Raw genomic sequence first — 22091 nt, 5'->3', positions numbered from 1 at the left:
AGCACTGTGCTCGGCTCCTACGTCGCCGCTCACAGCACTTGCCTTTCGCTCTTGCTCCCGCAAGCGCGAAAGCGGGGTATGCGAATTTGTTTGTCTCTGCTTTTACATATAATCGAATAGGCTCATTTGCCCATCCAGTCCTGTATTTCGGAATAATTTCTTATACTCATTCCCTTGATTCTTTACATAATTTGCTATCACATCTTCATTCCCATGCTCACTTACCGTTGCTACATAGTATCCGGATGACCAAAAATTTCCTCCCCATAATTTTTTCTTCACTTCGGGACATCTTGCAAATATTTCTCGTGCAGTAATACTTTTTACGATCTTCACTATTTGCATTGGACTATAGCTTGGTACTGACTGGATTAGAAAATGCACATGATCTTTATCCGTTCCTATTTCCAGAAAATAAAGTTCATATCTTTTACTTATTTCTATACATATTTCTTTGATTACTTCTTCTACTTCATTGTCTACTACTACTCTCCGATACTTTGTCGGAAATACAAAATGATACATAAGCCTTGATACGTTGTGTGATTTGTGGATATTTTCACTCATCTACAACTTCTCCTTCCCGCTTACATTCTATCACTTTTCTCATGTATCGTTAAGCAAGTTACGATGCAAGCATCGGGGAATGTACCCTCCTATGATTCAATCCCTGTGCAGTTTTGAATCCGGGGTGATATTATATTCCCTAATATTGAGGTCCTAATGTATTATTTTTCTACCTCAAAAGGCAGCCTCCCAAGAATATCTCTTTCCATATCCACGCCAGGATAGACCTCTATTAGTTTTAACCCTTTTGGTGTCAACCGAAAAACACAGCGTTCAGTTACATACAGCACTTTCTGTCCATTGGCTATGGCCCGCTTCGCTGAAAAGCTAATGCTCCCAACGCTGTCCACAAATTTGGGCACAGAACCTTCTTTATGAATTGTTACAACGCCTTTTTTCTGGGAAACTTCCAGGCCCTTTGTATTAAAAGTCATACAGAATACAACCGTTGGTGTCTTTGCCGTAATATTAGCAAAACCACCGATTCCGGCAAAAGCCCCTGTTCCCCGATGAGCATTGACATTTCCTTCCTTGTCCACTTCCAGTGCTCCCATAAAGCAGATATCCAGGCCGCCGTTATCATAAAGGTCGAACTGATTGGCCATATCATAAACCGAAGAAGCGCCGATCATAGCTCCAAAAACTTCTCCCGAGACAGGGAAGCCCCCAATCCCCCCAGACTCAACCGTAAGAGTGACCATATCCAGCATCCCGTTTTTTCTGGTATGTCTGGAGACCATTTCTGGTATTCCAATACCGATGTTAACAATATCATCTACCCGTAGCTCCTTTGCTGCCCGTCTGCCGATTATATTGCCCACCACACTGTTTTTTGTCTGCTTTGAGGAAACCGTGTCGATTTTTTCATTCCACATGCTCCAGTCCTCATAGGGAATTTCAAAGCTTCCGGTCAGAGCCTTATAGGCTTCGTTTCTCTCCTCAGGTTCTGCCACCACAATAGCGTCCACCAGACATCCCGGAATAATAGCATTTCTGGGACGAGATGGGGTATCAACCAGGCGGTCTACCTGTACGATCACCTTTCCACGGTTTGCCTTTACAGCCTGGCAGATAGATAATGCGTCGCCGGACATAAACATATCATCAAAAGAAATATTTCCCTTTCGGTCTGCTGCAGTCCCCTTTATCAAAGCAACTGTAATTTTAGGCAGTTTATAGTAAAGGAATTCCTCTCCATCCACTTCCACATGTTTCACCAGAGAATCATCGATGGAAATTCTGTTAATGCCAGGTCCCTCTTTCCTGGGATCTACAAAAATATCCAGTCCCACCTTGGAAAGCGCCCCCGGCAGCCCTCCGGCCTGGGCTCGGATTGCATGAGAAATACAGCCCAGGGGCAAATTATAAGCCTCAAAGCGGTCCTCCAGCACCAATTTCTTCGTACTCAGCATTGCTCCGAAGTGACCACAGATCAGTCTGTCTACCGCCCCCTCCCGAATATAGCCTTCTGCATTATGTTCTTCATCCCAGACCCCGAAACCGGCGCTGGAAATAATCGTCAGATGCCGCGGTGACTGCATCCTCTGATATCTTCGATAAATTGCCTCGTGAAGTTCCACCGGATTTTCAATACCAACAAAAGAATTGACGCAAATACAATCTCCATCCCGTATCAGACGTATTGCTTCATCCGCATTCATTATTTCATACATGACACGCCTCTCCCCCTGGATTTTCTGTTCACACATCCTGTCCCGTTTTTGAAGCAATGCACACTGCCTCCGCCCGAAAGCTGTCCGCAATGTCAAAAAGCAGCACAATATGTAGATAATACTATCAGAATCTTTTTTCAAAGTCCAGGGGAATTCCAGACTCTCTTCATAACTTTCTCTGCACTCTGTTTTTCCTCTTTATACAAGCTGTTCATAAATCTCTCTGTCCGCATCCTTAAATACATTAAAGATGATCCTGTCAAAATCCGTCTCATGCTCTTCCAGAAATTTCCTTACTTCAGACACTGCGATTATAGCAGCCTCTTCGTTTGGAAATCGAAACTCTCCAGTGCTGATACAGCAGAAAGCAACAGAACGTATCCCATGTTCTGCACAGCATTTCAGGATATTTTCATAACAGCTTCTTAAATCATTTTTCAGCTCCTCTGTCAGCCTCCCATAAACAATAGGGCCTACAGTATGGATCACATACTCTGCAGGAAGATTATAGGCCTCTGTAAGCACAGCCTGTCCTGTGGGTTCCTCATAGTCCTTTCCATACTGGCTCTTTCTTTGATTCATATACTCATTACAGGCCTCTCGAAGCTGGATTCCCGCTCCGCTGTGGATGGCATTGTCAATACAGCCATGGCAGGGATGAAAACAGCCCAGCATCTGGGAATTCGCCGCATTTACAATAGCGCCTGCCTGGAGTCTGGTAATGTCCCCCTGCCAGACAGAAATTTTGTCTGCAAAAGGTCTTTGGCTTCCATATTGCCTTTCCGCTGTTGGAATTTCATCTAATGTTACAATTCCCTTTTCCCTGGCTTCTTCCTGGAGAAAATCGTCCTGCACTTTCAGAACCTTCTGGTCCATGCTCCCTGGCATCCGTACATTCATCAGGGAACGGAGAGCCCTTCTTTTCTCCTGATAGCTGACCCCAACTTCCAGGTCCTTATACCAGATAGAATCTTTTTTAAACTCTTCCAGAAGATAATCCAGTCTTTCTTCCTGTTTTTTATTGAACATTACAATTTCAACCTCTTTCATAATATGATTTGGATAATAAAAACTTTTTCTCATCTGATGTGTATAATATATTGTAACTTTAAATATTACATCTTTCAATCAATGATAGCACTGTTTTTTTGTAATGTCAACAGTTACAATATTTTTATCACATAGGGAGAAAATCTAATACTAACTTAAGAAAAGGGCACAGAGAAAAATTCTCCATACCCTCAATGTAAAATTTCAAACTATTTCACCAGTACCTGTATCAATATGTAAGCCACAAGAAAGATTGCTCCGTACAAAACTGCCCATAAAAGGGAATACCGGTAAAGCAGAAGTACACCCAGCAGGACCGGAACAATGACTGTTTTTCCCACACTTACATAATTGGGTCCCGAAGCTGTCATAGTCGTAAAAGAGCTTACCTTTCCTTTTTTCTGGAGAAAGACCAGTACCAGTCCGATAATTGCCAGAACTGTGGCAAAAATCATCAACCCCACAAATAAACCTTCCATCTTATTCCCTCCTCTGTAAATCCGCCCTCAGGTTTTATACGGATATACTCATAATCTGGACCTTTTCCTTGTTTTCTGCTTATATTCTACCACTTGTCTATGTAAAAAGCATTCCTTTCTATATATTCTTTTCCAGAACCATAAACCCCCGTAAGAGCCTGCAGAATCCCACTTTTTAATAGTGCCGAATTTCCCCAGGCCTCTTACAGGGGCCTTTTTATCTTACCGCGCCAATAAGCTGACAGATATCCTCTATTTCATTTTTCTCCATATATTCCCGGATTCCATCGATGATTTCCAGTGTAGCATATGGGTTCATAAAGTTTGCGGTTCCCACTGCCACTGCAGAAGCTCCTGCAAGAATAAACTCCAGAGCGTCCTCTGCATTCTGGATACCGCCCATACCGATTATCGGAATCTTTACCGCCTGGGCCACCTGATAGACCATTCGCACTGCCACCGGCTTAATGCAGGGGCCGGAAACTCCCCCAGTCTTGTTTGCCAGGGCAAAGGTCCTTCTGTTTACATCAATTTTCATGCCCGTAAGGGTATTGATAAGGGAGACTGCGTCTGCTCCACCGGCTTCCGCCGCTTTGGCGATTTCCGCAATGTCCGTTACGTTGGGGGTCAGCTTCATGATCACCGGCTGTCCGGCAACTTTCTTGATCTGAGCTGTCAGCTCTTCCACATGCTTTGGATCCTGTCCGAAAGCCAGGAAGTTAGCATTTACATTTGGACAGGAAATATTGATCTCCAGCATATCCACTGGCTCCTGAGCCAGTCTTTCCACCACTGCCAGATATTCTTCTGGAGCATGTCCGCAGACATTGACGATCACTTTTGTATCAAACTGCTGCAGGTAGGGAATGTCTCTTTTGCAGAACACCTCTACTCCCGGATTCTGCAGACCAATGGCATTCATCATTCCGCTGTAGATTTCTGCAATACGGGGCGTCGGATTCCCTGTCCAGGGAACATCTGCCACACCTTTGGTCACCACTGCTCCCAGCTTATTTAAATCTACAAACTCACTGTACTCTGCTCCTGAACCAAAAGTTCCGGAGGCTGTCATTACCGGGTTCTTTAACTCCACTCCCCCGATTTTTACTTTCATATTCATTAAAGTTCCACCTCCGTACTTAAGAATACAGGACCATCCTTACAGATTCTCTTGTTATGGACCTGAGAATGGGCGTCCACCTCTTTGGACTTGCAGACACAGGCCAGACAGGCGCCGATGCCGCAGGCCATCCGTTCCTCCATGGAAATGTAGCAGGGAATATCCTGTTCCTGGGCATAGGCCTTAATGGCCCGCAGCATGGGAGCCGGCCCGCAGGCAAAGATCAGGTCTGCTTCAAGATGATTCTCCCTGATAGCGTCCATAACATTTCCTTTCGTTCCCAGGCTGCCGTCCTCTGTAGCTACAACAAATTTCCCGGCTTTTTCAAACTCATCCTGAAGGAAAATATTTTTATCCCGGTATCCGGCGATCACTGTCACCTCTCCCTTGGCTTCTTTTGCGGTCTCCAGCATAGGCGGAATGCCAATGCCTCCTCCCATAAGGAAGACTCTCTTTCCTTCTGTCTCCTCCATGGGGAAACCATTTCCCAGAGGTCCAAGAATATCTATAGTATCTCCTGCTTTTTTCTGAGAGAACTCTGCAGTTCCCTTCCCTGCGATCCTGTAGACAATACGCAGGGTGCCTTTTTCTTTATCGATCTCACAGATACTGATAGGCCTTGGCAGGATTCTGCCGGAATCTTCACAGTACAGAGAGATAAACTGTCCCGGTGCCGCCTGCTCTGCAATTTCTTTTGCTGACAGCCACATACTGTAGATATCCGGGCTGATCATCTCCTGGCTGATAATACTGCTGGTCATTTTTAACTTTGCCATGGTTTCCTCCTTATTTTGCAGCCTTCAGGGCTCCGTCAATATCCGCGATCATATCTTCTACTGCCGCTCTGGAAGCGTCTCCGAAGTTCTCTTCTCCGAATTTTGCATATTTTTCCTGTTTGTAGGCAGCAATGATGCCTCTGGAGGAGTTTACGATAGCTCCCAGTCCGTCTTCATTAAAGAAGTGTACCAGATCCTTTCCCTGACCTCCCTGAGCGCCATATCCTGGAACCAGGATGTAAGCTTTAGGCATGATCTTTCTCAGGATCTTGCCCATTTCTGGATAGGTAGCACCTACCACAGCACCTACATAACTATAGGAATCTCCCATGCATTCTTCTCCCCACTGAGCAACCTTTTCTCCCACCAGTTCATAGAGAGGTCTGCCGTCAATGATCCGGTCCTGGAACTCACCGCTGGAAGGGTTTGAGGTCTTTACCAGCACAAAGATTCCCTTCTTTTCTTCTTTGCACACATCGATAAAAGGCTTAACCCCATCAGAACCCAGGTATGGATTCACAGTGGCAAAATCTTCATCAAAAGCAGCGATCTTATTGTCCCCTACCTGTACTTTTCCCAGATGTCCTACTGCATAGGCAGCAGATGTGGAGCCGATATCTCCTCTTTTAATATCTCCGATCACAACCAGGTCTTTGCTTTTACAGTAATCTACGGTCTTTTTATAGGCCATAAGTCCGGGAATGCCAAACTGTTCATACATAGCAATCTGAGGTTTTACAGCAGGGATCAGGTCATAAGTTTTATCCACGATTTCCTTATTAAACTGCCAGATAGCTTCTGCCGCTCCTTCTAAAGTCTCCCCATACTCTTTAAAAGCCTTCTCCTGAATATGCTTTGGGATATAATTCAGCATCGGGTCCAGGCCCACAACGATAGGTGCATTTGTTTTCTGAATTTTTGCTGTGAGTTTATTGATCATTTTTCTTCTTCCTCCAGGTATTCTTTTTTTCAGCAAAAAGGCAGACCCGACATAGATGTCTGTTTCTGTCTGCCCTGATGTATCATGTAGGGGTCAGGTATACCTGATCCCGGCATCTGTTTATTCGCTCTGGTATGCTATCTTTCCATCACAGATAGTAGCCTTTACCATTCCCTTTACCTTCCAGCCGTTAAACGGTGTATTCTTTCCCTTTGAGAGAAATGTCATAGAATCTATCACATATTCCTGATTTGGATCGATGACCGTTACATCTGCCGGTTTTCCTATATCCAGGGTACCCCTGTCAGAGCCTATGATCCTTGCGGGATTATAGCTCATCTTCTCTGCCATCTGCATAGGAGTCAGAACTCCCTTGTCCACCAGCTGGGTGATCGTAAGGGCCACAGAAGTTTCCAGGCCTACGATGCCAAAAGGCGCCTTCTCCATGGACTGCTGTTTCTCTTCCCTGCTGTGGGGAGCATGATCTGTGCTGATGACATCAATAATGTCATTTTTCAGTCCTTCCAGAAGAGCCTGGCGGTCTTTCGGTGTTCGTAAAGGCGGATTCATTTTAAAATTTGTATCCCCCGGCACCATATCATCAGATGTCAAAGTAAAATGATGAGGGCAGACCTCTCCGGTCACAGGAAGTCCTTCTTCTTTCGCAAGTCGGATCATCTCCACACTATCCTCTGTAGAACAATGGCACAGATGAAGTCTGGCTCCTGTCTCTTTAGCAAGCACAATATCTCTGGCTGCAATCACATCCTCCACTGCGTTACTGATTCCCGGAAGTCCCTGCTCTCTGGAATGCCGGTCTTCATTTACACAGCCTCCATTTACCAGGTTCTGATCTTCACAGTGGGCAAAAACTGGAATATTGTGTTCTGCGGCAATCTCCATAGCTTCTTTATAGAGCTTTACATTCATCACGGATTTTCCGTCTTCACTGATAGCTGGAATTCCCGCCTGGATCATTCCCTCTATATCAGCCAGTTCTTCTCCCTTCTGCTGTCTGGTCACTGCACCAATCTGCAGCACATGGATGGGAGCCATTTCTTCTGCTTTATTCACCACATACAGCACCCGGTCCGGGCTGTCGATAACCGGTTTTGTATTGGGCATAGCCAGGATTGTAGTAAATCCCCCTCTGGCTGCTGCTCTTGAACCGCTTGCTATATCTTCTTTATGGGTCAGCCCCGGGTCCCGCAGATGTACATGCAGGTCAATAAGACCAGGCATCACATAGCAGCCCTGGGCGTCAATTACTTTATCCGGCTGACAGGAAAGTTCCAGGGAAACTCCTTTTTCCTTGATCACGCCGTCCTCAATATAAAGGTCACCGGTTTCGTCAGTCTTATCCGAGGGATTTAACATTTGGCCGTTTTTGATCAATATCTTCATTTTGAAGCACGTCCTTTCTCCTTAGATACAGGCTTTATTAAAAAATTTCATTGTTTTTATAGTAACATACACATTTTCTTTCGTCAATTCCACTTTTCCCTTGACTTTTGATATTATACCGAATATACTAGAGGTGTCAAAAGGTATATTGGATATAAATATTAAATGGTTTTTAGAGATTGTATTATCATTTTTATACACAATATTATCTCTAAAGACCATTTAATTTTTTTATCCGGATATATTCATGTTTATTCTTTTTATTTTATGGAGGTAACATTATGAACAAGGGAACTGTAAAGTGGTTCAACGCTGAAAAAGGATATGGATTTATTACCGGCGAAGACGGACAGGACGTATTCGTTCACTTTTCCGCAATCAACGGTGAAGGTTTTAAATCCCTGGAGGAAGGCCAGTCCGTAACCTATGACCTGACAGAAGGCGCCCGTGGCATGCAGGCTGCAAATGTAAATAAATTATAATTTTCATCAAGAAAAAAGGAGACTTCTGCAATGCAGTGTCTCCTTCTTTTTTCTATTCGCTATGGCTGAAGGCCATAAAAAGTTCTTTCTTACTCTGTCTCTGTCTGAGAGAGACTGCTCAAATAATCAGAAAGAGCTGTCACATCCATCTCCGTAGTTACTACCTGCTGCTCTGCATCAGGGTCTTCTCTTGTTATCAGGTCATAAGCGGAATATCCGATCCAGGCCACCATTGCGATACAGACTACTGCCACCCCAAACATTTCCAGATGGAAGATCCTTTTCTCTCTTTTCTGCAGTTTATCTCTGTTATTTTTCTCTTTCTTATATTTGTCTACTTTCTGCTGGCTCATAAAAATCTCCTTGTGTTTCTATTCTTTGACAAGAACCTTTGTGATCTCTGCAATATACATTACATGATAATCTTTCTGAGGATACCATTTTTCATCATTGCTCTTGTCATCAAAATTTTCCGGAGGCATAGGGGCATGATACATCTTTCTGCATACCAGTATCAGATCTGCCTCTTCAAAGGCCATGGAGTCTCCTGCAGGCACAGGAGTCAGGCCGGCTTCTTTCACCTTATCTCTGTCTCTGCCTGAAACGCTTCCCAGAAAGCTGAGAGCCTTTCTGTATTCTTCTTTATAGAAAGAAAGGGTAAATGTATCCTTGGCGTCTATAAACTCCTTTGTATATCTCTGAGGTCTGATGTATACCGTCACTGCATTCTTTCCCCACATGACGCCTGCACCGCCCCAGCTGGCAGTCATAGTATTGAATTTCTCCTGGTCTCCTGCTGTGACCAGCATCCACTGTTTTCCGATTTTAGCAAAAGGATTAAATTCTATGGACTCAATCGGAACTTCTCTAAATCCCATATATCTCATTCCTTTCTTTTTTCTTTTCCTATCATACCCCAGGTGCCGGGGAATGTCAAATCCTCCTTTTTGATTTTCCCCTTGACCTTTTCTGTGAATTCCGTGTATACTGTTTTTAGGAAAAGAGCATTTGCGAATTATAGAGGAGTTCGCATATGCTCTTTCTTTTTCATGACTGTAGAAGGAGGCCGATTATGAAAAATTTTATGAACAATAAATCTTTTTATGCAAAAAAATGGAGCATTGATATTCTTATGGATATTCTGGGAGGCATTCTCATTGCCCTGGGAACCTACAACTTTGCTGCTCTGGCTCAGTTTCCCATGGCCGGTCTGAATGGAATCGCCCTGATCTTTTACCACCTTTGGGGACTCCCTATCGGACGTACCGCCCTGCTTCTGAATATCCCTATTGCTCTGATCTGTTTTCCCATCCTTGGCCGACAATATTTTCTCCGCTCTGTGCGGACCATTATCATCACATCTGTGATCATGGACTATCTGGCTCCGCTTTTTCCTGTATATACCGGAGACCGGATGCTGGCGGCAATCTGTGCAGGAGTGCTGTCAGGCCTTGGATATGCTCTGATCTATATGAGAGAAACTTCTACCGGCGGCGCCGACTTTATCATGTTATCCATTAAAGCTTTAAAGCCCCATTTCTCTCTTGGCAAGATTACCTTTATAATGGATGGTCTGATCGTCCTTCTGGGAACTGTGATGGTCTCCAGAGACATTGACAGCCTCATCTATGGTATGATCATTACCTTCCTTCTGTCCGTGGTGGTAGACAAAGTCATGTATGGCATTGACGCCGGAAAAATGACTCTCATCGTCACAGATCAGGCCCAGGAAGTGGCAGACATGATCGACCAGGTAACGGGAAGAGGCTGCACTTTTCTGAAAGGTGAAGGCAGCTACTCAAAAGAAGAAAAAGCTGTGGTCATGTGCGCCTGCAATAATAAGCAGATGTACAGTATCCGTAGCTCTATCAAAAAAATCGACCCAAAGGCCTTTATCATTATCGTGGAATCCAACGAAGTAGTCGGCGAAGGATTTAAATCCCGCTGACTTCCTCCATATCCTGTGATTCTCTTCTTTCTTCCAGATACTGGATTCCCATCAGGGTCAGTCCTCTGGCAGGAGCAGTAGGGCCTGCTGCCTGTCTGTCCCTGGCTTCCAGTATCTCCTTCATGTGTTCCGGAGGGTACATCCCTCCGCCTATCTCCATAAGAGTTCCTGCTATGATCCGGACCATATTATAGAGAAAGCCTTTTCCCCGTATTTTAATGGTGATCAGATCATCTTCCCGGACCACAGAAACCTCCTGGACCCTGCGGACGGTGGTCTTCACCTGAGCACCGGCTCCGCAGAAGCTTTTAAAGTCATGTTCTCCTACAAGATAATGTCCTGCTTCCGCCATTTTTTCTATGTCCAGCGGAACATATGTAAAATGGGTATAAAGCCTTTGGGTGGGAATGGGAAACTGACGGTTTAAAATCCTGTATACATAAGTCTTTTCACTTTCCCGGTATCTGGGATGAAAATCCCCGGGAACTTCCTCTGCTTTCTCTATCCGGATATCCTCCGGCAGCCTCTGGTTCAAGGCAAAGGAGAACTTTTCTCCCGGCATTCGCATATCTGTATCAAATACCGCTACATTTCCCAGAGCATGAACTCCTGCGTCTGTCCTGCTGGCTCCGATAATCTCTGTTTTCTTTCCTGTAAGGTCTTCCAGGCATCTTTCCAAAACTTCCTGGACTGTAATCCCATTAGGCTGTACCTGCCAGCCGCAGTAATTGGTTCCGTCATAAGCCACAGTCAGCTTAATTCTTTTCATTCAGCAACTGCTCCTTTTCAACTAAGAATATCCTCTGTTGCATCACAGAAAAACACGGATCAGGATATCCGCTGCCAGATAGATAATTACAATGGCATAGGCCACATAATCTTTTCTCTCATAAATCAAGGGTTTCATCTGGGTTCTCTGGTCTCCGCCATGATAGCATCTGGCCTCCATAGCCATAGCAAGGTCATCTGCCCTGCGGAATGCAGAAATAAACAGCGGCACCAGCAGAGGAATCATATTCTTTGCCTTTTGTATTAGATTCCCGCTTTCAAAATCCGCGCCTCTGGCAATCTGGGCTTTCATGATCTTATCCGTCTCTTCCATCAAAATGGGAATAAACCGAAGAGCAATGGACATCATCATAGAAATCTCATGTACCGGAACTTTAATCTTATTCAGAGGCCGCAGTATTCTTTCCAGACCGTCTGTAAGCTGGTTAGGCGTAGTAGTCAGCGTCATTACGGAAGAGCCAATGACCAGGTAGATCAGCCGGATTCCGATTTTTACTGCCTGCTGAACGCCTTCTACAGTAATTGTAAGGAATCCCAGACTCCAGAGCTCCTGGCCTGGAATAAGAAACAGGTTAAACAGTACCGTAATGAGAAGAATGATAAACAAAGGCTTTAGGCCCTTTATCATAAATTTTATCGGTACCTTGGAAAGAAAGATAATGCCTCCCAGAAAACAGGTGGCCAGCAGATACCCCCAGAAGGAGTCTGCCACAAAAAGAGAAATCAGAAATAAAAAGGTTCCGATAAATTTCACTCTGGGGTCCAGGCGATGCAGTGAAGAGTCTGCGGGATAATATTGTCCTATAGTAATATCTCTAATCATTTTTCTCCTCTCCCCAGTGCTTTCAGAATGCTGTTTCTGGCTTCTTCTACAGTAATAGCCGAAATATCTGCCTCAAGGCCTTTTTCTTTCAGGGCATGCATGATATAAGTGATCTGGGGTGCAGCCAGTCCTATAGCCTCCAGCTCTTTATAATGAGAAAAGACCTCCTTGGGCACTCCGTCAAAAAGTTTCTCTCCCTGGTTCATTACAATAATACGTTCCACGTACCTGGCAATATCCTCCATGCTGTGTGAGACCAGAACCACGGAAATTTTTCTTTCCTGGTGGAGATAAGCAATCTGGTCCAGAATCTCATCTCTTCCCTTGGGGTCCAGCCCCGCAGTAGGTTCGTCTAAAATCAGCACGTCCGGCTCCATAGCCAGAACCCCGGCAATGGCTACCCGTCGTTTCTGACCTCCGGATAATTCAAAGGGTGAAGAAGCATAATACTTTTCCTTCAGCCCGACCTGCATCAGGGCAGTTCTTGCTCTCTCCAGAGCTTCTTCCTGAGAAAGGCCCTGGTTCTTTGGTCCAAAACATACGTCCGAAAGTACATCTGCCTCAAAAAGCTGGTGCTCCGGATACTGGAATACCAGTCCCACATGGCTCCTCAGCCGCCGAAGAGAATAACCCTCCTGCCAGATATCTTCTTCGTCATAAAATACTGTACCGGAGGTTGGACGCATCAGTCCGTTAAAATGCTGTATCAATGTAGATTTGCCGCTGCCTGTATGGCCGATAACCCCCACAAACTGTCCCTGAGGGATTTCCAGGGATACATCTTTTAAAGCATGGGTCTCATAGGCAGTCCCTGGGTTATAAGTATAGGTAACGTGTTCTAATTTTAATGACATAACGCATCCACCAATTCCTTTATCGTCAGTATTCCGTCTGGAAGAGGGATTCCCGCTTTTTTCAGTTCATATGCCAGAAGAGTCACCTGGGGCACATCCAGACGGTAAGCTTTCAGTTCCTCTACTCTGGAAAAAATCTCCCTGGGTGTTCCCTGCATCACGATATGGCCCTGATCCATAACAAACACTCTGTCGGAATCAATAACCTCTTCCATATAATGGGTAATGAGGATTACGGTGATTCCTTCTTTTCTGTTTAACTCATGGACCGCCTCCAGCACCTCTTTTCTGCCGTTTGGGTCCAGCATGGCGGTAGGTTCGTCCATAATAATACATTTGGGCTGCATAGCCATAACTCCTGCAATGGCTACCCTCTGTTTCTGACCTCCGGACAGCTTATTAGGGGAGCGGTGGCGGAATGGCGTCATTCCTACCGCTTCCAGACTCCTGTTCACTCTGCTCCAGATGCCTTCTGTGGGAATTCCCAGATTTTCCGGTCCAAATCCCACATCCTCTTCTACTACCGTTCCGATGATCTGGTTGTCCGGATTCTGGAAAACCATGCCGGATTTTTGCCGGATTTTCCATAACTCCGGCTCCATGGCTGTATCCATGCCGTCTACCCAGATGGTCCCTTCTGTGGGAATCAGCAGAGCATTCATATGTTTTGCCAGGGTAGACTTTCCTGAGCCGTTATGCCCCAATATGGAAATAAACTGTCCGGGCCGGATATCCAGGTCTATATCTTCAACTGCCGTATGGCTCTCTGAAGCCTGTCCGTTATCGTCATATTTTAAATAATCATATTTCAGTTTTCTGGCTTTTATGATTTCCATAGTCATCTGTTTTAATCTGAAAAACCTTTCCTAAATAAAGTTTCCTCTTTGCTTTTAGCAGGTATACCGCCAAACTTCCATGTCCTCTCCGTCTTCTTCCAGGTGATAATTGATTTTCTGAAATCCCAGCTTTTCTGCCAGGTTCACCGAAGCCTTATTACTGCTTTTTATCCGGCAGTGGAGGTAGACCGCACCTCTTTTGGCCGCCTCTTGGATGATTCCCTGGCAGGCTTCATAAGCGTAGCCCTGACGGCGGTATTTTTCATCTATAATATAGCCAAGTTCCACCACGGTTTTTTTTCGGTTCCAGAACTTTGGCTCTACTCCTGCTCTTCCGATAATTTCTCCAGTATCTTTTTTCAGCACCGACCAGTATCCCATATCGCAGAGCTCATACATATAGGAACGATAAGCGTCAAATCCTTCCAGCTCCTCTGAAAGAGGCTTTGCCACTCCTTCACAGGCGTCTCTTGACGTTTCCTGACTGCAGATTTCCATAAGCCTCGGGATATCTGTCTTCTTCATCTCTCGTATTACAAGCCGATTAGTCTCACAGACCAGAGCCGGAAGATGGTGGCTGTGGCAATAAGCCTTTTCCATAAAGGCGCTGTCAATCTCTTCGTATCCTTCAATGATCATGTAGGCGCTTCCCAGATCCTGTTTTCCGGAATCCGGATTATAATAGGCAATACAGGTCATCCCTGCATTTTTTGCCGCCTTACAGCCGTTTTCTGAGTCTTCCACTACAATGCATTCTTCCGGAAAGACTCCCAGTTTTTCCGCTGCTTTCAGAAATACATCTGGTGCAGGCTTAGGGTTTTTTACAGATTCTCCGCTGATCAGATGGGTAAAATACTGCCCGATCTCCCAGTGTTTCATTACCTCTTCAATATACGCCAGAGGTGAAGAAGAGGCAACTGCCAGCTGATAACCGGCCCCTGAAAGATTCTGCAAAAGTTCTTTAACATAAGGAATAAGAGGGGGATAGCCTTCCTTCTTTATCAGTTTCTTCTTCATCTCCTGCATCTCTCTAACCAGAGAGGAATCCTGGGCATCAATCCCATAATGTTCATGTAGAAGCCCCATCAAAAATCCCACGGTAGAACCGATACACGCTTTGTAAACCTGGTATTCCAGATTCACACCTCTTTGTCTGAGAGTTTCCTTCCAGACTCTATAATGAAAGGGTTCACTGTTGATCAGAACGCCGTCCATATCAAAAATTATTCCTTTTAGCATATTTTATCCTTCTTTTCTATACGCAGGAAGCTCCATCCACGGATCATTCTTCCTGTCCCCCGTCATGATGCAAAAAATCTTCAATCAGCTCCCAGATCTCCTCTCTTCCCTGCTTAGACATAGCAGAAAAGGGGATTACCTTTGTTTCGGAAGGAAGCTTCAGTCCTTCCCTTACCTCTTTAAGATATTTCTGAATCTGACTTCTTTTCAGTTTATCTGCCTTTGTAGCAATTATAATAGGATCATATCCATTATAAACAATCCAGTCATACATCATCTTATCATTCTCAGAGGGTCTATGGCGGATATCTACCAGGAGAAACACGGCTTTCAGCTGTTTTGAGTGGTGAAGATATTTCTCGATAAGTTTCCCCCACTGCTCCTTTACCGACTGAGAAACTTTTGCGTACCCATATCCTGGAAGATCCACCAGATACATTTCATGATTAATATTATAGAAATTGATCGTCTGGGTCTTTCCAGGTGAAGAACTGGTACGGGCCAGAGATTTTCTGTTCATCAGCGCATTTATCAAAGATGATTTTCCCACGTTTGATTTCCCGGCAAATGCAATTTCCGGCACCTGATTATCCGGCAGGATACTGGTAATCCCGCAGACTGTATCCAGCGCCACATGTTTAATGATCATGTATTTTCCTCCATTTTATGAGTTCTGCTTTACAACAAGTGCATATTTCAGCACATCTTCCATAGTATTTACAGGAATGATCTCCAGCCCCTGGGTAATCTCTTTATCCATTTCCCCAACATCTGCCTGGTTCTCGGAAGGTATCAGCACGGTTCCTATCCCTGCGCTTTTCGCTGCCAGAAGTTTCTCTTTCAGACCGCCGATAGGAAGTACTCTTCCTCTTAAAGTAATCTCTCCTGTCATAGCCAGATCCGCTTTTACAGGTGTTCCTGTAATGGCAGACAGCATCGCTGTAGCCATAGTGATTCCTGCAGAAGGTCCATCCTTTGGAACTGCTCCTTCTGGAATATGGATATGTAAATCATTTTTCTGGAAAAATTCCGGGTCAATGCCATATTTATCTGACACAGAGCGGATATAGCTGATACCTGCCTGGGCCGACTCTTTCATTACATCTCCCAGCTGTCCGGTAAGAAGAAAATCTCCTTTTCCCGGCATAAGATTTACTTCTATCTGAAGAGTATCGCCCCCTACGCTGGTCCATGCCAGCCCGCGGACAATGCCCACCTCATCTGTCTGATTCTTTTTCTGAGGAGTATATTTGGCTCTTCCCAGAAAATCTTCCAGATTATCTGCCGTAACAGTGACCTCTTCTTCCTTGTCCTCCATGATTCTTCTGGCGGTTTTCCTGCATATATCCCCAATCTTCCGCTCCAGATTTCTCACTCCCGCTTCTTTCGTATAGCCGTTGATGATTTTTCCCAGAGCATCTTCTTCAATTCTCAGCTGATTTTCCTTCAGGCCGTGAGCCTTTATCTGTTTTGGAATCAAATGCTCCCAGGCAATATGCCATTTTTCGTTCTCCGTATAGCTGCTGATCTCAATGATCTCCATTCTGTCCAGCAAAGGTCTTGGTATAGTCTGAAGGTCATTTGCCGTAGCAATAAACAATACCTCAGACAGATCCAGGGGAATTTCTACATAGTTATCCCGGAATTTCACATTCTGTTCCGAATCCAGCACTTCCAGAAGAGCCGATGAAGTGTCTCCTTTGTAGTCACTGCTTACCTTGTCAATCTCATCCAGGAGCATAAGTGGATTCTTCACTCCTGCCTGGATCAGACCGTTTGCGATCCTTCCCGGCATGGCTCCAATATATGTTCTTCTGTGTCCCCGGATTTCTGCCTCATCCCGTACGCCCCCAAGAGAAATCCTTACATACTCCTTCCGAAGGGCTCTTGCCACAGATCTGGCAATAGAGGTTTTTCCTGTTCCAGGGGGCCCTACCAGACATAAGATAGGACTTTCCCCCTTCTTGGTCAGGGCCCGGACAGCCAGAAATTCCATGATTCTTTCTTTTACTTTTTCCAGACCATAGTGATCTTCTTCCAGTATGCGGTTAGCTTCTTTCAGATTCTTGCTGTCTCTGGAAGCCTTATCCCAGGGCAGGGACAGCAGCGTCTCGATATAGCTCCGCATAACTCCCGCCTCAGCCTGGACTGCAGCGGATTTTTTGAACCGGTCAATTTCCTTGTAGATCCGTTCCTTTACTTCCTTTGAAGCCTTCAGCTTTTCAGTCTGTTCCCGGAACTGATCTGCCTCAGACAGGGCATCTCCATCTCCCAGTTCTTCCTGTATTACTTTCATCTGTTCTCTGAGAATATAGTCTCTCTGATTTTTATCCACCCGCTCTTTTACTTTCTTATTAAGCTCCATGCGGATTTCCATGATCTGCACTTCATTGGTCAGGATCATTCCCAGGATTTCATAGCGGTCCTCCAGGGATACGGCTTCCAGAATTTTCTGTTTATCTTCGTATTTCATGGGGAGATTTACCGCTATCTGATCAATGACTTTCTCCACATCCTGGATCTCCAGGATCTGGCCAGCCAGATCTTTGCTCAGTTTGGGATTTTCATTACAGTAACGGATAAAAATTTCTTTTATGCCTCTGAGCATAGCCTCTTTCACATTTTCATCCAGAGCACTGTTCAGAGACGGATCAAAAGCTGCCACCTCTGCCTCCAGATAATGGCCTTCTCCATCGAGGTGAAGAAGTTCTCCCCTTTCTTTCCCCTCTACAAGGACCTGAATGATTCCGTTTTTCGTTTTTACAAGCTGCTTGATTACTGCTATAGTCCCGATTTTATATAAATCCTCCTGGCTTGGATCTTCTGTCTGAGGAACTTTCTGGGTAATCAGAAAAACTCTCTGGTCTTCCACCATAGCTTTCTCAAGAGCCTTTACAGACTTCCTTCTGCTCACGTCAAAATGTACGATCATATCCGGAAGAATGGTAGTGCCTCTCAGAGCGATAGCCGGCAAATACTGTATCATGTCACTCATAGCCGCTCCTCCTTTTGCTTTTGTGTCTTGTAATTATGCAATTTCCGGGGTCTCTTTCTTCTTCCGTCCGCTGCTTTTACTTCTTCTGGAAGCAGCCGGAAGTTCCCTGTGCTCCAAAACCGGAGGTTCTTTTCCATCCACTGTCTCTTTAGTTATCGTACAGGAACTGATGCTCTCGTCAGAAGGAGATGTGTACATAATATCCATAAGAACACTTTCCATAATAGCTCTCAGACCTCTGGCTCCCGTCTTTCTCTCCATGGATTTGTCCGCAATAGCTTCCAAAGCGCCTTCTTCAAAATGCAGCTCTATGCCGTCCAGGTCGAAAAGAGCCTGGTACTGACGTACCAGGGAGTTCTTAGGCTCTGTAAGGATCTGCACCAAAGCCTGGCGGTCCAGGGCATTGAGAGAAACCACTACCGGCACACGTCCTACAAACTCAGGAATCAGTCCAAAGCGTACCAGATCCTGAGGCATAACCTCTTTCAGAAGTTCACCTACATTTTTCTCCTGGGGAGATGTGATCACTGTATTAAAACCAATAGATTTTGTATCTTTTCTTGTCTCAATGATCTTATCCAGTCCCTCAAAGGCTCCTCCACAGATAAAAAGAATATTCGTAGTATCAATCTGGATAAACTCCTGCTGGGGATGCTTTCTGCCTCCCTGTGGAGGAACATTTGCCACAGTCCCCTCCACGATCTTCAGAAGAGCCTGCTGCACGCCTTCTCCGGAAACATCTCTGGTAATAGAAGCATTTTCCGATTTTCTTGTGATCTTATCAATCTCATCTATATAGATAATTCCGTACTGGGCACGGTCAATATCATAGTCTGCTGCCTGGATCAGCTTCAGAAGAATATTTTCTACATCTTCTCCCACATATCCGGCTTCTGTCAGGGTAGTGGCATCTGCAATGGCAAAGGGCACATTTAAAAGCCTTGCCAGTGTCTGGGCCAAAAGGGTCTTTCCAGAACCGGTAGGACCAAGCATAAGGATGTTGCTTTTCTGCAGTTCCACATCTGATGAACTGCCTGCCAGAACTCTCTTATAGTGATTGTATACTGCTACAGAAAGCACCTTTTTTGCCTCTTCCTGTCCGATAACATATTCGTCTAAAAAGTTTTTAATTTCCTGAGGCTTGAGCAGATTGATCTCATCAGACATTTCATTTTCAAAGTCTGCCCCCAGTTCTTCATCAATAATTTCCGCGCAGATTCCCACACATTCATCACAGATATAAGTGCCGTTAGGCCCTGCGATCAATTTCTTTACCTGGTCATCTGTCTTACCGCAAAAGGAACACCTGATTTTTGTATCATTTCCCTTCATTGCCATTATTCTTTCCTTTCTTCTACTATGCCCTTTTTTGTCCTGAAAGCTGAAAGACCCCCGCATGTACTTGCAGGAGTCTTATCTTCAGTCACTATCTATGCTGGATAACAGTATCGATCAAACCATATGCCTTTGCCTCTTCAGCAGTCATATAGTTGTCTCTTTCCGTATCTCTTGCAATTGTCTCCAGGGTCTGGCCTGTATTCTGTGCCAGAATAGAATTCAGTCTGTGCTTAGTCTTCAGAATCTGCTCTGCCACAATCTCTATCTCAGTCGCCTGACCTTTTGCGCCGCCGGAAGGCTGGTGTATCATAATTTCCGCATTGGGAAGAGCCATACGTTTTCCTTTGGTGCCTCCTGCCAGAAGGAAGGCCCCCATGCTGGCTGCCAGTCCCATACAGATGGTAGACACGTCACACTTTATATACTGCATGGTATCATAAATAGCCATACCTGCAGTGACAGAACCTCCCGGGCTGTTGATATATAAATGAATATCCTTTCCCGGATCCTCAGATTCCAGGAAAAGAAGCTGTGCCACGATCAGGTTTGCGGACACATCTGTCACTTCCTCACCCAGAAAGATAATCCTGTCTTTTAATAATCTGGAATAAATGTCGTAGCTTCTCTCTCCACGGCTGGTCTGTTCAATGACATATGGTACTAAGCTCATGAAATTCCTCCTATTTGTCTGTCAAAGGCAGTAAAATTACTCAGCTTTTTCCTCTTCCTTTTTTTCTACTGTCTTTGCAGCGTCTGCAACCAGGGTAACTGCTTCCTGAACAGCCATATCCATCTTGATCTGCTCTTTCTCATAGTCACCCATCATTTCTTTTAATTTATCGGCTTCCATCTTGTACATGTCAGCCATTCTCTTTACTTCTTCATCAAATTTCTCATCAGAAATCTGGATATTCTCAACCTCTGCGATCTTCTCCAGTACCAGACGGCTCTGGATTCTCTTCAGTGCCTGAGGTCTCATCTGCTCCTGAACTTTTGCGTTGTCAAGACCTGTAAACTGATAGTACTGGTCAATAGACAGTCCCTGTGCCTGCATTCTTCTGATGAAGTCCTGCATCAGCTGATTGATCTGATTCTGGATCATTGGTTCAGGGATATCCATCTGAGCATTCGCAATAACAGCATCAACTGCCTTATCTTCTCTTTCTCTCTTGGCAACTTCTTCCTTGCGCTCTTTCAGGTTTTTCTCGATGTCTGCCTTGTACTCTTCCAGAGTATCAAACTCAGAAACATCTTTTGCAAATTCATCATCCAGTTCAGGCAGCTCTTTTACCTTAATGGATTTTACTGTGCATTTAAATACGGCAGGTTTTCCAGCCAGATCATTTGCATGGTAGTTCTCAGGGAAAGTAACATTTACTTCTTTCTCCTCGCCGATCTGGGCGCCTACCAGCTGATCCTCAAATCCTGGGATAAAGGAATTAGAACCGATAGTCAGAGGATAGTCTGTTCCTTTTCCCCCTTCAAAAGCCTCTCCATCTACAAATCCTTCAAAGTCCAGAGTGATCATATCGCCCTGTTCTACAGATCTGTCATCTACGTCGATGGTTCTGGAGTTGTTTTCCTGCTCTTTTCTTAATTCACCGGCAACTTCTTCCTCAGTTACTTCTACAGGAGAAACTTCTACCTCTACTCCTTTATACTCGCCCAGGGTTACCTCTGGTTTTACAGCAACTTCTGCAGTAAAGATAAAGGATTTGCCCTTTTCAATCTGAACAATGTCGATCTCAGGCTGAGACACGATATCCAGCTTGCTTTCCTCAGCAGCCTTTGGATACTCTTCCTGGATCAGTGCATTTGCAGCATCTTCATAGAAAATACCGGCGCCGTACATTTTTTCAATCATGATACGGGGAGCTTTTCCTTTACGGAATCCGGGGATTGTAATTCTGTTTTTGTTCTTCATATAAGCAGCCTGTACTGCTTTTTCAAAATCCTCCGGGCTGACTTCTACAGTCAGCTTTGCCATGTTCTTTTCTAAGTTTTCTACCTGTACACTCATTGTTAATGATTCCTCCTTGAATTTCTATATACCTTCTGTTCTGTAAATACGCTTTTTAGAACAGCGTTTTTTCTCATACTTACAGTCATTAACACAGTATATCACAAGGAAAAGGAAAACGCCAGTATTTTTTTGCAGAAATTCTATGTCATCTGCCGCTGTATATTACAGATGCCCCTATTTCTTCTGCCTTTTCCTGCCCGAAAAGGAGGGAAATCAGCTCCAGGGCAAAGGGGATTGCTGTTCCGAGGCCTCTGCTGGTGGTAATATTGCCGTCTGTGACCACCTCTTCCGTTCCTACCTGAGCCCCTGTAAGCTTGTCCTCAAAGCCTGGATAGCACACTGCCCTTTTTCCCTTCAGCAGTCCCAGCCCTCCCAGTACGCTGGGGGCTGCACAGATAGCCGCCACTCTCTTTCCCTGGGCCGCAGTCTCAGTAAGAAGCTTTGTAAGTCCCTGATGCTCTCCCAGATGAAGGGTTCCCGGCATACCTCCCGGGAGCACCAGAAGATCTGCCTGTCCAAAATCCACATCTTCAAAAAAAGTATCGGCTTTGATCTCAATCCCATGGCTGCCTTTTACAGCCAGCCCGTCGCTGATGGAAACCATCTGTACCTGGGCTCCTGCTCTTCTCATCAGATCTACCACAGTCAGCCCTTCTATTTCTTCAAATCCATCTGCTGTAAACACATACACATTTGCCATTATTTTTTCCTCTCTTTCCTTTTTGCCTGTTTCATGGAGGACTTTTCTTTCCTCC

23 protein-coding genes are annotated in these 22091 nt (G+C 44.9%); 2 read left to right on the top strand and 21 right to left on the bottom strand.

What is annotated here, in order from left to right; all coding sequences use genetic code 11:
• Positions 1 to 102: 102 nt before the first annotated feature.
• From tnpA to B5G33_RS09795, 8 genes are all read right to left on the bottom strand, one after another.
• On the bottom strand, positions 103 to 567 hold the full coding sequence (tnpA, locus tag B5G33_RS09830) for an IS200/IS605 family transposase (protein ID WP_087417513.1): 465 nt from the start codon (positions 565 to 567) through the stop codon (positions 103 to 105).
• A 161-nt stretch (positions 568 to 728) separates the two neighbouring features.
• Complete coding sequence (locus B5G33_RS09825) at positions 729 to 2240, bottom strand: CoA-transferase (RefSeq protein WP_087417552.1); 1512 nt, start codon at positions 2238 to 2240, stop codon at positions 729 to 731.
• Positions 2241 to 2438: 198 nt separating this feature from the next.
• Positions 2439 to 3290 carry a protein-ADP-ribose hydrolase gene (locus B5G33_RS09820; RefSeq protein ID WP_242974631.1) on the bottom strand — a complete coding sequence of 284 codons (852 nt, stop codon included), beginning with the start codon at positions 3288 to 3290 and terminating at the stop codon, positions 2439 to 2441.
• A 209-nt stretch (positions 3291 to 3499) separates the two neighbouring features.
• Entirely contained in the window at positions 3500 to 3769 is a 270-nt protein-coding gene (locus B5G33_RS09815) for a hypothetical protein (protein ID WP_087417511.1), read from the bottom strand.
• 217 nt (positions 3770 to 3986) lie between these two features.
• Positions 3987 to 4889, bottom strand: a complete 903-nt coding sequence (locus tag B5G33_RS09810) for a dihydroorotate dehydrogenase (protein WP_087417510.1) — start codon at positions 4887 to 4889, stop codon at positions 3987 to 3989.
• Positions 4889 to 5665, bottom strand: a complete 777-nt coding sequence (locus B5G33_RS09805) for a dihydroorotate dehydrogenase electron transfer subunit (protein ID WP_087417509.1) — start codon at positions 5663 to 5665, stop codon at positions 4889 to 4891. Before B5G33_RS09805 ends, B5G33_RS09810 begins: the two co-directional genes overlap by 1 nt.
• A 10-nt stretch (positions 5666 to 5675) precedes the next feature.
• Entirely contained in the window at positions 5676 to 6605 is a 930-nt protein-coding gene (pyrF, locus tag B5G33_RS09800) for an orotidine-5'-phosphate decarboxylase (protein WP_087274253.1), read from the bottom strand.
• A 120-nt stretch (positions 6606 to 6725) separates the two neighbouring features.
• Positions 6726 to 8009 (bottom strand): dihydroorotase, encoded by a 1284-nt coding sequence (locus tag B5G33_RS09795; RefSeq protein ID WP_087274255.1) that lies wholly within the window; start codon positions 8007 to 8009, stop codon positions 6726 to 6728.
• A 281-nt stretch (positions 8010 to 8290) separates the two neighbouring features.
• Here B5G33_RS09795 and B5G33_RS09790 point away from each other — a divergent pair, with 281 nt between their 5' ends.
• Positions 8291 to 8491, top strand: a complete 201-nt coding sequence (locus B5G33_RS09790; RefSeq protein ID WP_087274257.1) for a cold-shock protein — start codon at positions 8291 to 8293, stop codon at positions 8489 to 8491.
• A gap of 89 nt (positions 8492 to 8580) precedes the next feature.
• Here B5G33_RS09790 and B5G33_RS09785 read toward each other — a convergent pair whose 3' ends face one another.
• Together B5G33_RS09785 and B5G33_RS09780 are read right to left on the bottom strand one after the other, a co-directional pair.
• Positions 8581 to 8844: a hypothetical protein gene (locus tag B5G33_RS09785; RefSeq protein WP_087274259.1), complete on the bottom strand. Its 264-nt coding sequence runs from the start codon at positions 8842 to 8844 to the stop codon at positions 8581 to 8583.
• A gap of 18 nt (positions 8845 to 8862) precedes the next feature.
• On the bottom strand, positions 8863 to 9369 hold the full coding sequence (locus tag B5G33_RS09780; RefSeq protein WP_087274260.1) for a flavin reductase: 507 nt from the start codon (positions 9367 to 9369) through the stop codon (positions 8863 to 8865).
• 194 nt (positions 9370 to 9563) lie between these two features.
• Between B5G33_RS09780 and B5G33_RS09775 the strand changes: the two genes are divergently transcribed.
• Complete coding sequence (locus B5G33_RS09775) at positions 9564 to 10439, top strand: YitT family protein (protein ID WP_242971382.1); 876 nt, start codon at positions 9564 to 9566, stop codon at positions 10437 to 10439.
• Here the strand turns inward: B5G33_RS09775 and truA are convergent.
• From truA to B5G33_RS09720, 11 genes are all read right to left on the bottom strand, one after another.
• A complete protein-coding gene (gene truA / locus B5G33_RS09770) occupies positions 10426 to 11208 on the bottom strand; it encodes a tRNA pseudouridine(38-40) synthase TruA (protein ID WP_087417508.1) in 783 nt (260 codons plus the stop codon). The genes B5G33_RS09775 and truA overlap by 14 nt on opposite strands.
• Before the next feature lie 42 nt (positions 11209 to 11250).
• Positions 11251 to 12051, bottom strand: coding sequence for an energy-coupling factor transporter transmembrane component T family protein (locus B5G33_RS09765; RefSeq protein ID WP_087274264.1), 801 nt, complete (start codon positions 12049 to 12051; stop codon positions 11251 to 11253).
• Complete coding sequence (locus tag B5G33_RS09760; RefSeq protein WP_087274266.1) at positions 12048 to 12905, bottom strand: energy-coupling factor transporter ATPase; 858 nt, start codon at positions 12903 to 12905, stop codon at positions 12048 to 12050. The genes B5G33_RS09765 and B5G33_RS09760 overlap by 4 nt, the downstream gene beginning before the upstream one ends.
• The gene (locus tag B5G33_RS09755; RefSeq protein ID WP_087274336.1) at positions 12896 to 13741 is read right to left on the bottom strand and encodes an energy-coupling factor transporter ATPase; all 846 of its coding nucleotides are present in this window, start codon (positions 13739 to 13741) and stop codon (positions 12896 to 12898) included. Before B5G33_RS09755 ends, B5G33_RS09760 begins: the two co-directional genes overlap by 10 nt.
• Positions 13742 to 13795: 54 nt before the next feature.
• Positions 13796 to 14980 (bottom strand): GNAT family N-acetyltransferase, encoded by a 1185-nt coding sequence (locus tag B5G33_RS09750; protein ID WP_087417507.1) that lies wholly within the window; start codon positions 14978 to 14980, stop codon positions 13796 to 13798.
• A 43-nt stretch (positions 14981 to 15023) separates the two neighbouring features.
• Positions 15024 to 15629: a ribosome biogenesis GTP-binding protein YihA/YsxC gene (yihA, locus tag B5G33_RS09745; protein WP_087274269.1), complete on the bottom strand. Its 606-nt coding sequence runs from the start codon at positions 15627 to 15629 to the stop codon at positions 15024 to 15026.
• 15 nt (positions 15630 to 15644) lie between these two features.
• Positions 15645 to 17975 (bottom strand): endopeptidase La, encoded by a 2331-nt coding sequence (gene lon, locus B5G33_RS09740; RefSeq protein WP_087417506.1) that lies wholly within the window; start codon positions 17973 to 17975, stop codon positions 15645 to 15647.
• 33 nt (positions 17976 to 18008) lie between these two features.
• Positions 18009 to 19313, bottom strand: coding sequence for an ATP-dependent Clp protease ATP-binding subunit ClpX (gene clpX, locus B5G33_RS09735; RefSeq protein ID WP_087417505.1), 1305 nt, complete (start codon positions 19311 to 19313; stop codon positions 18009 to 18011).
• Between the two features lie 88 nt (positions 19314 to 19401).
• Entirely contained in the window at positions 19402 to 19983 is a 582-nt protein-coding gene (gene clpP / locus B5G33_RS09730; RefSeq protein WP_087274274.1) for an ATP-dependent Clp endopeptidase proteolytic subunit ClpP, read from the bottom strand.
• Between the two features lie 36 nt (positions 19984 to 20019).
• Positions 20020 to 21333, bottom strand: coding sequence for a trigger factor (gene tig / locus B5G33_RS09725; RefSeq protein ID WP_087417504.1), 1314 nt, complete (start codon positions 21331 to 21333; stop codon positions 20020 to 20022).
• 148 nt (positions 21334 to 21481) lie between these two features.
• Positions 21482 to 22036 carry a DJ-1 family glyoxalase III gene (locus tag B5G33_RS09720; protein ID WP_087274338.1) on the bottom strand — a complete coding sequence of 185 codons (555 nt, stop codon included), beginning with the start codon at positions 22034 to 22036 and terminating at the stop codon, positions 21482 to 21484.
• Between the last annotated feature and the right edge of the window lie 55 nt (positions 22037 to 22091).

Source organism: Blautia sp. An81 (assembly GCF_002161285.1).
Classification (GTDB): Bacteria; Bacillota; Clostridia; order Lachnospirales; family Lachnospiraceae; genus Blautia; species Blautia ornithocaccae.
This window is presented reverse-complemented; position numbering and strand designations above follow the sequence as displayed.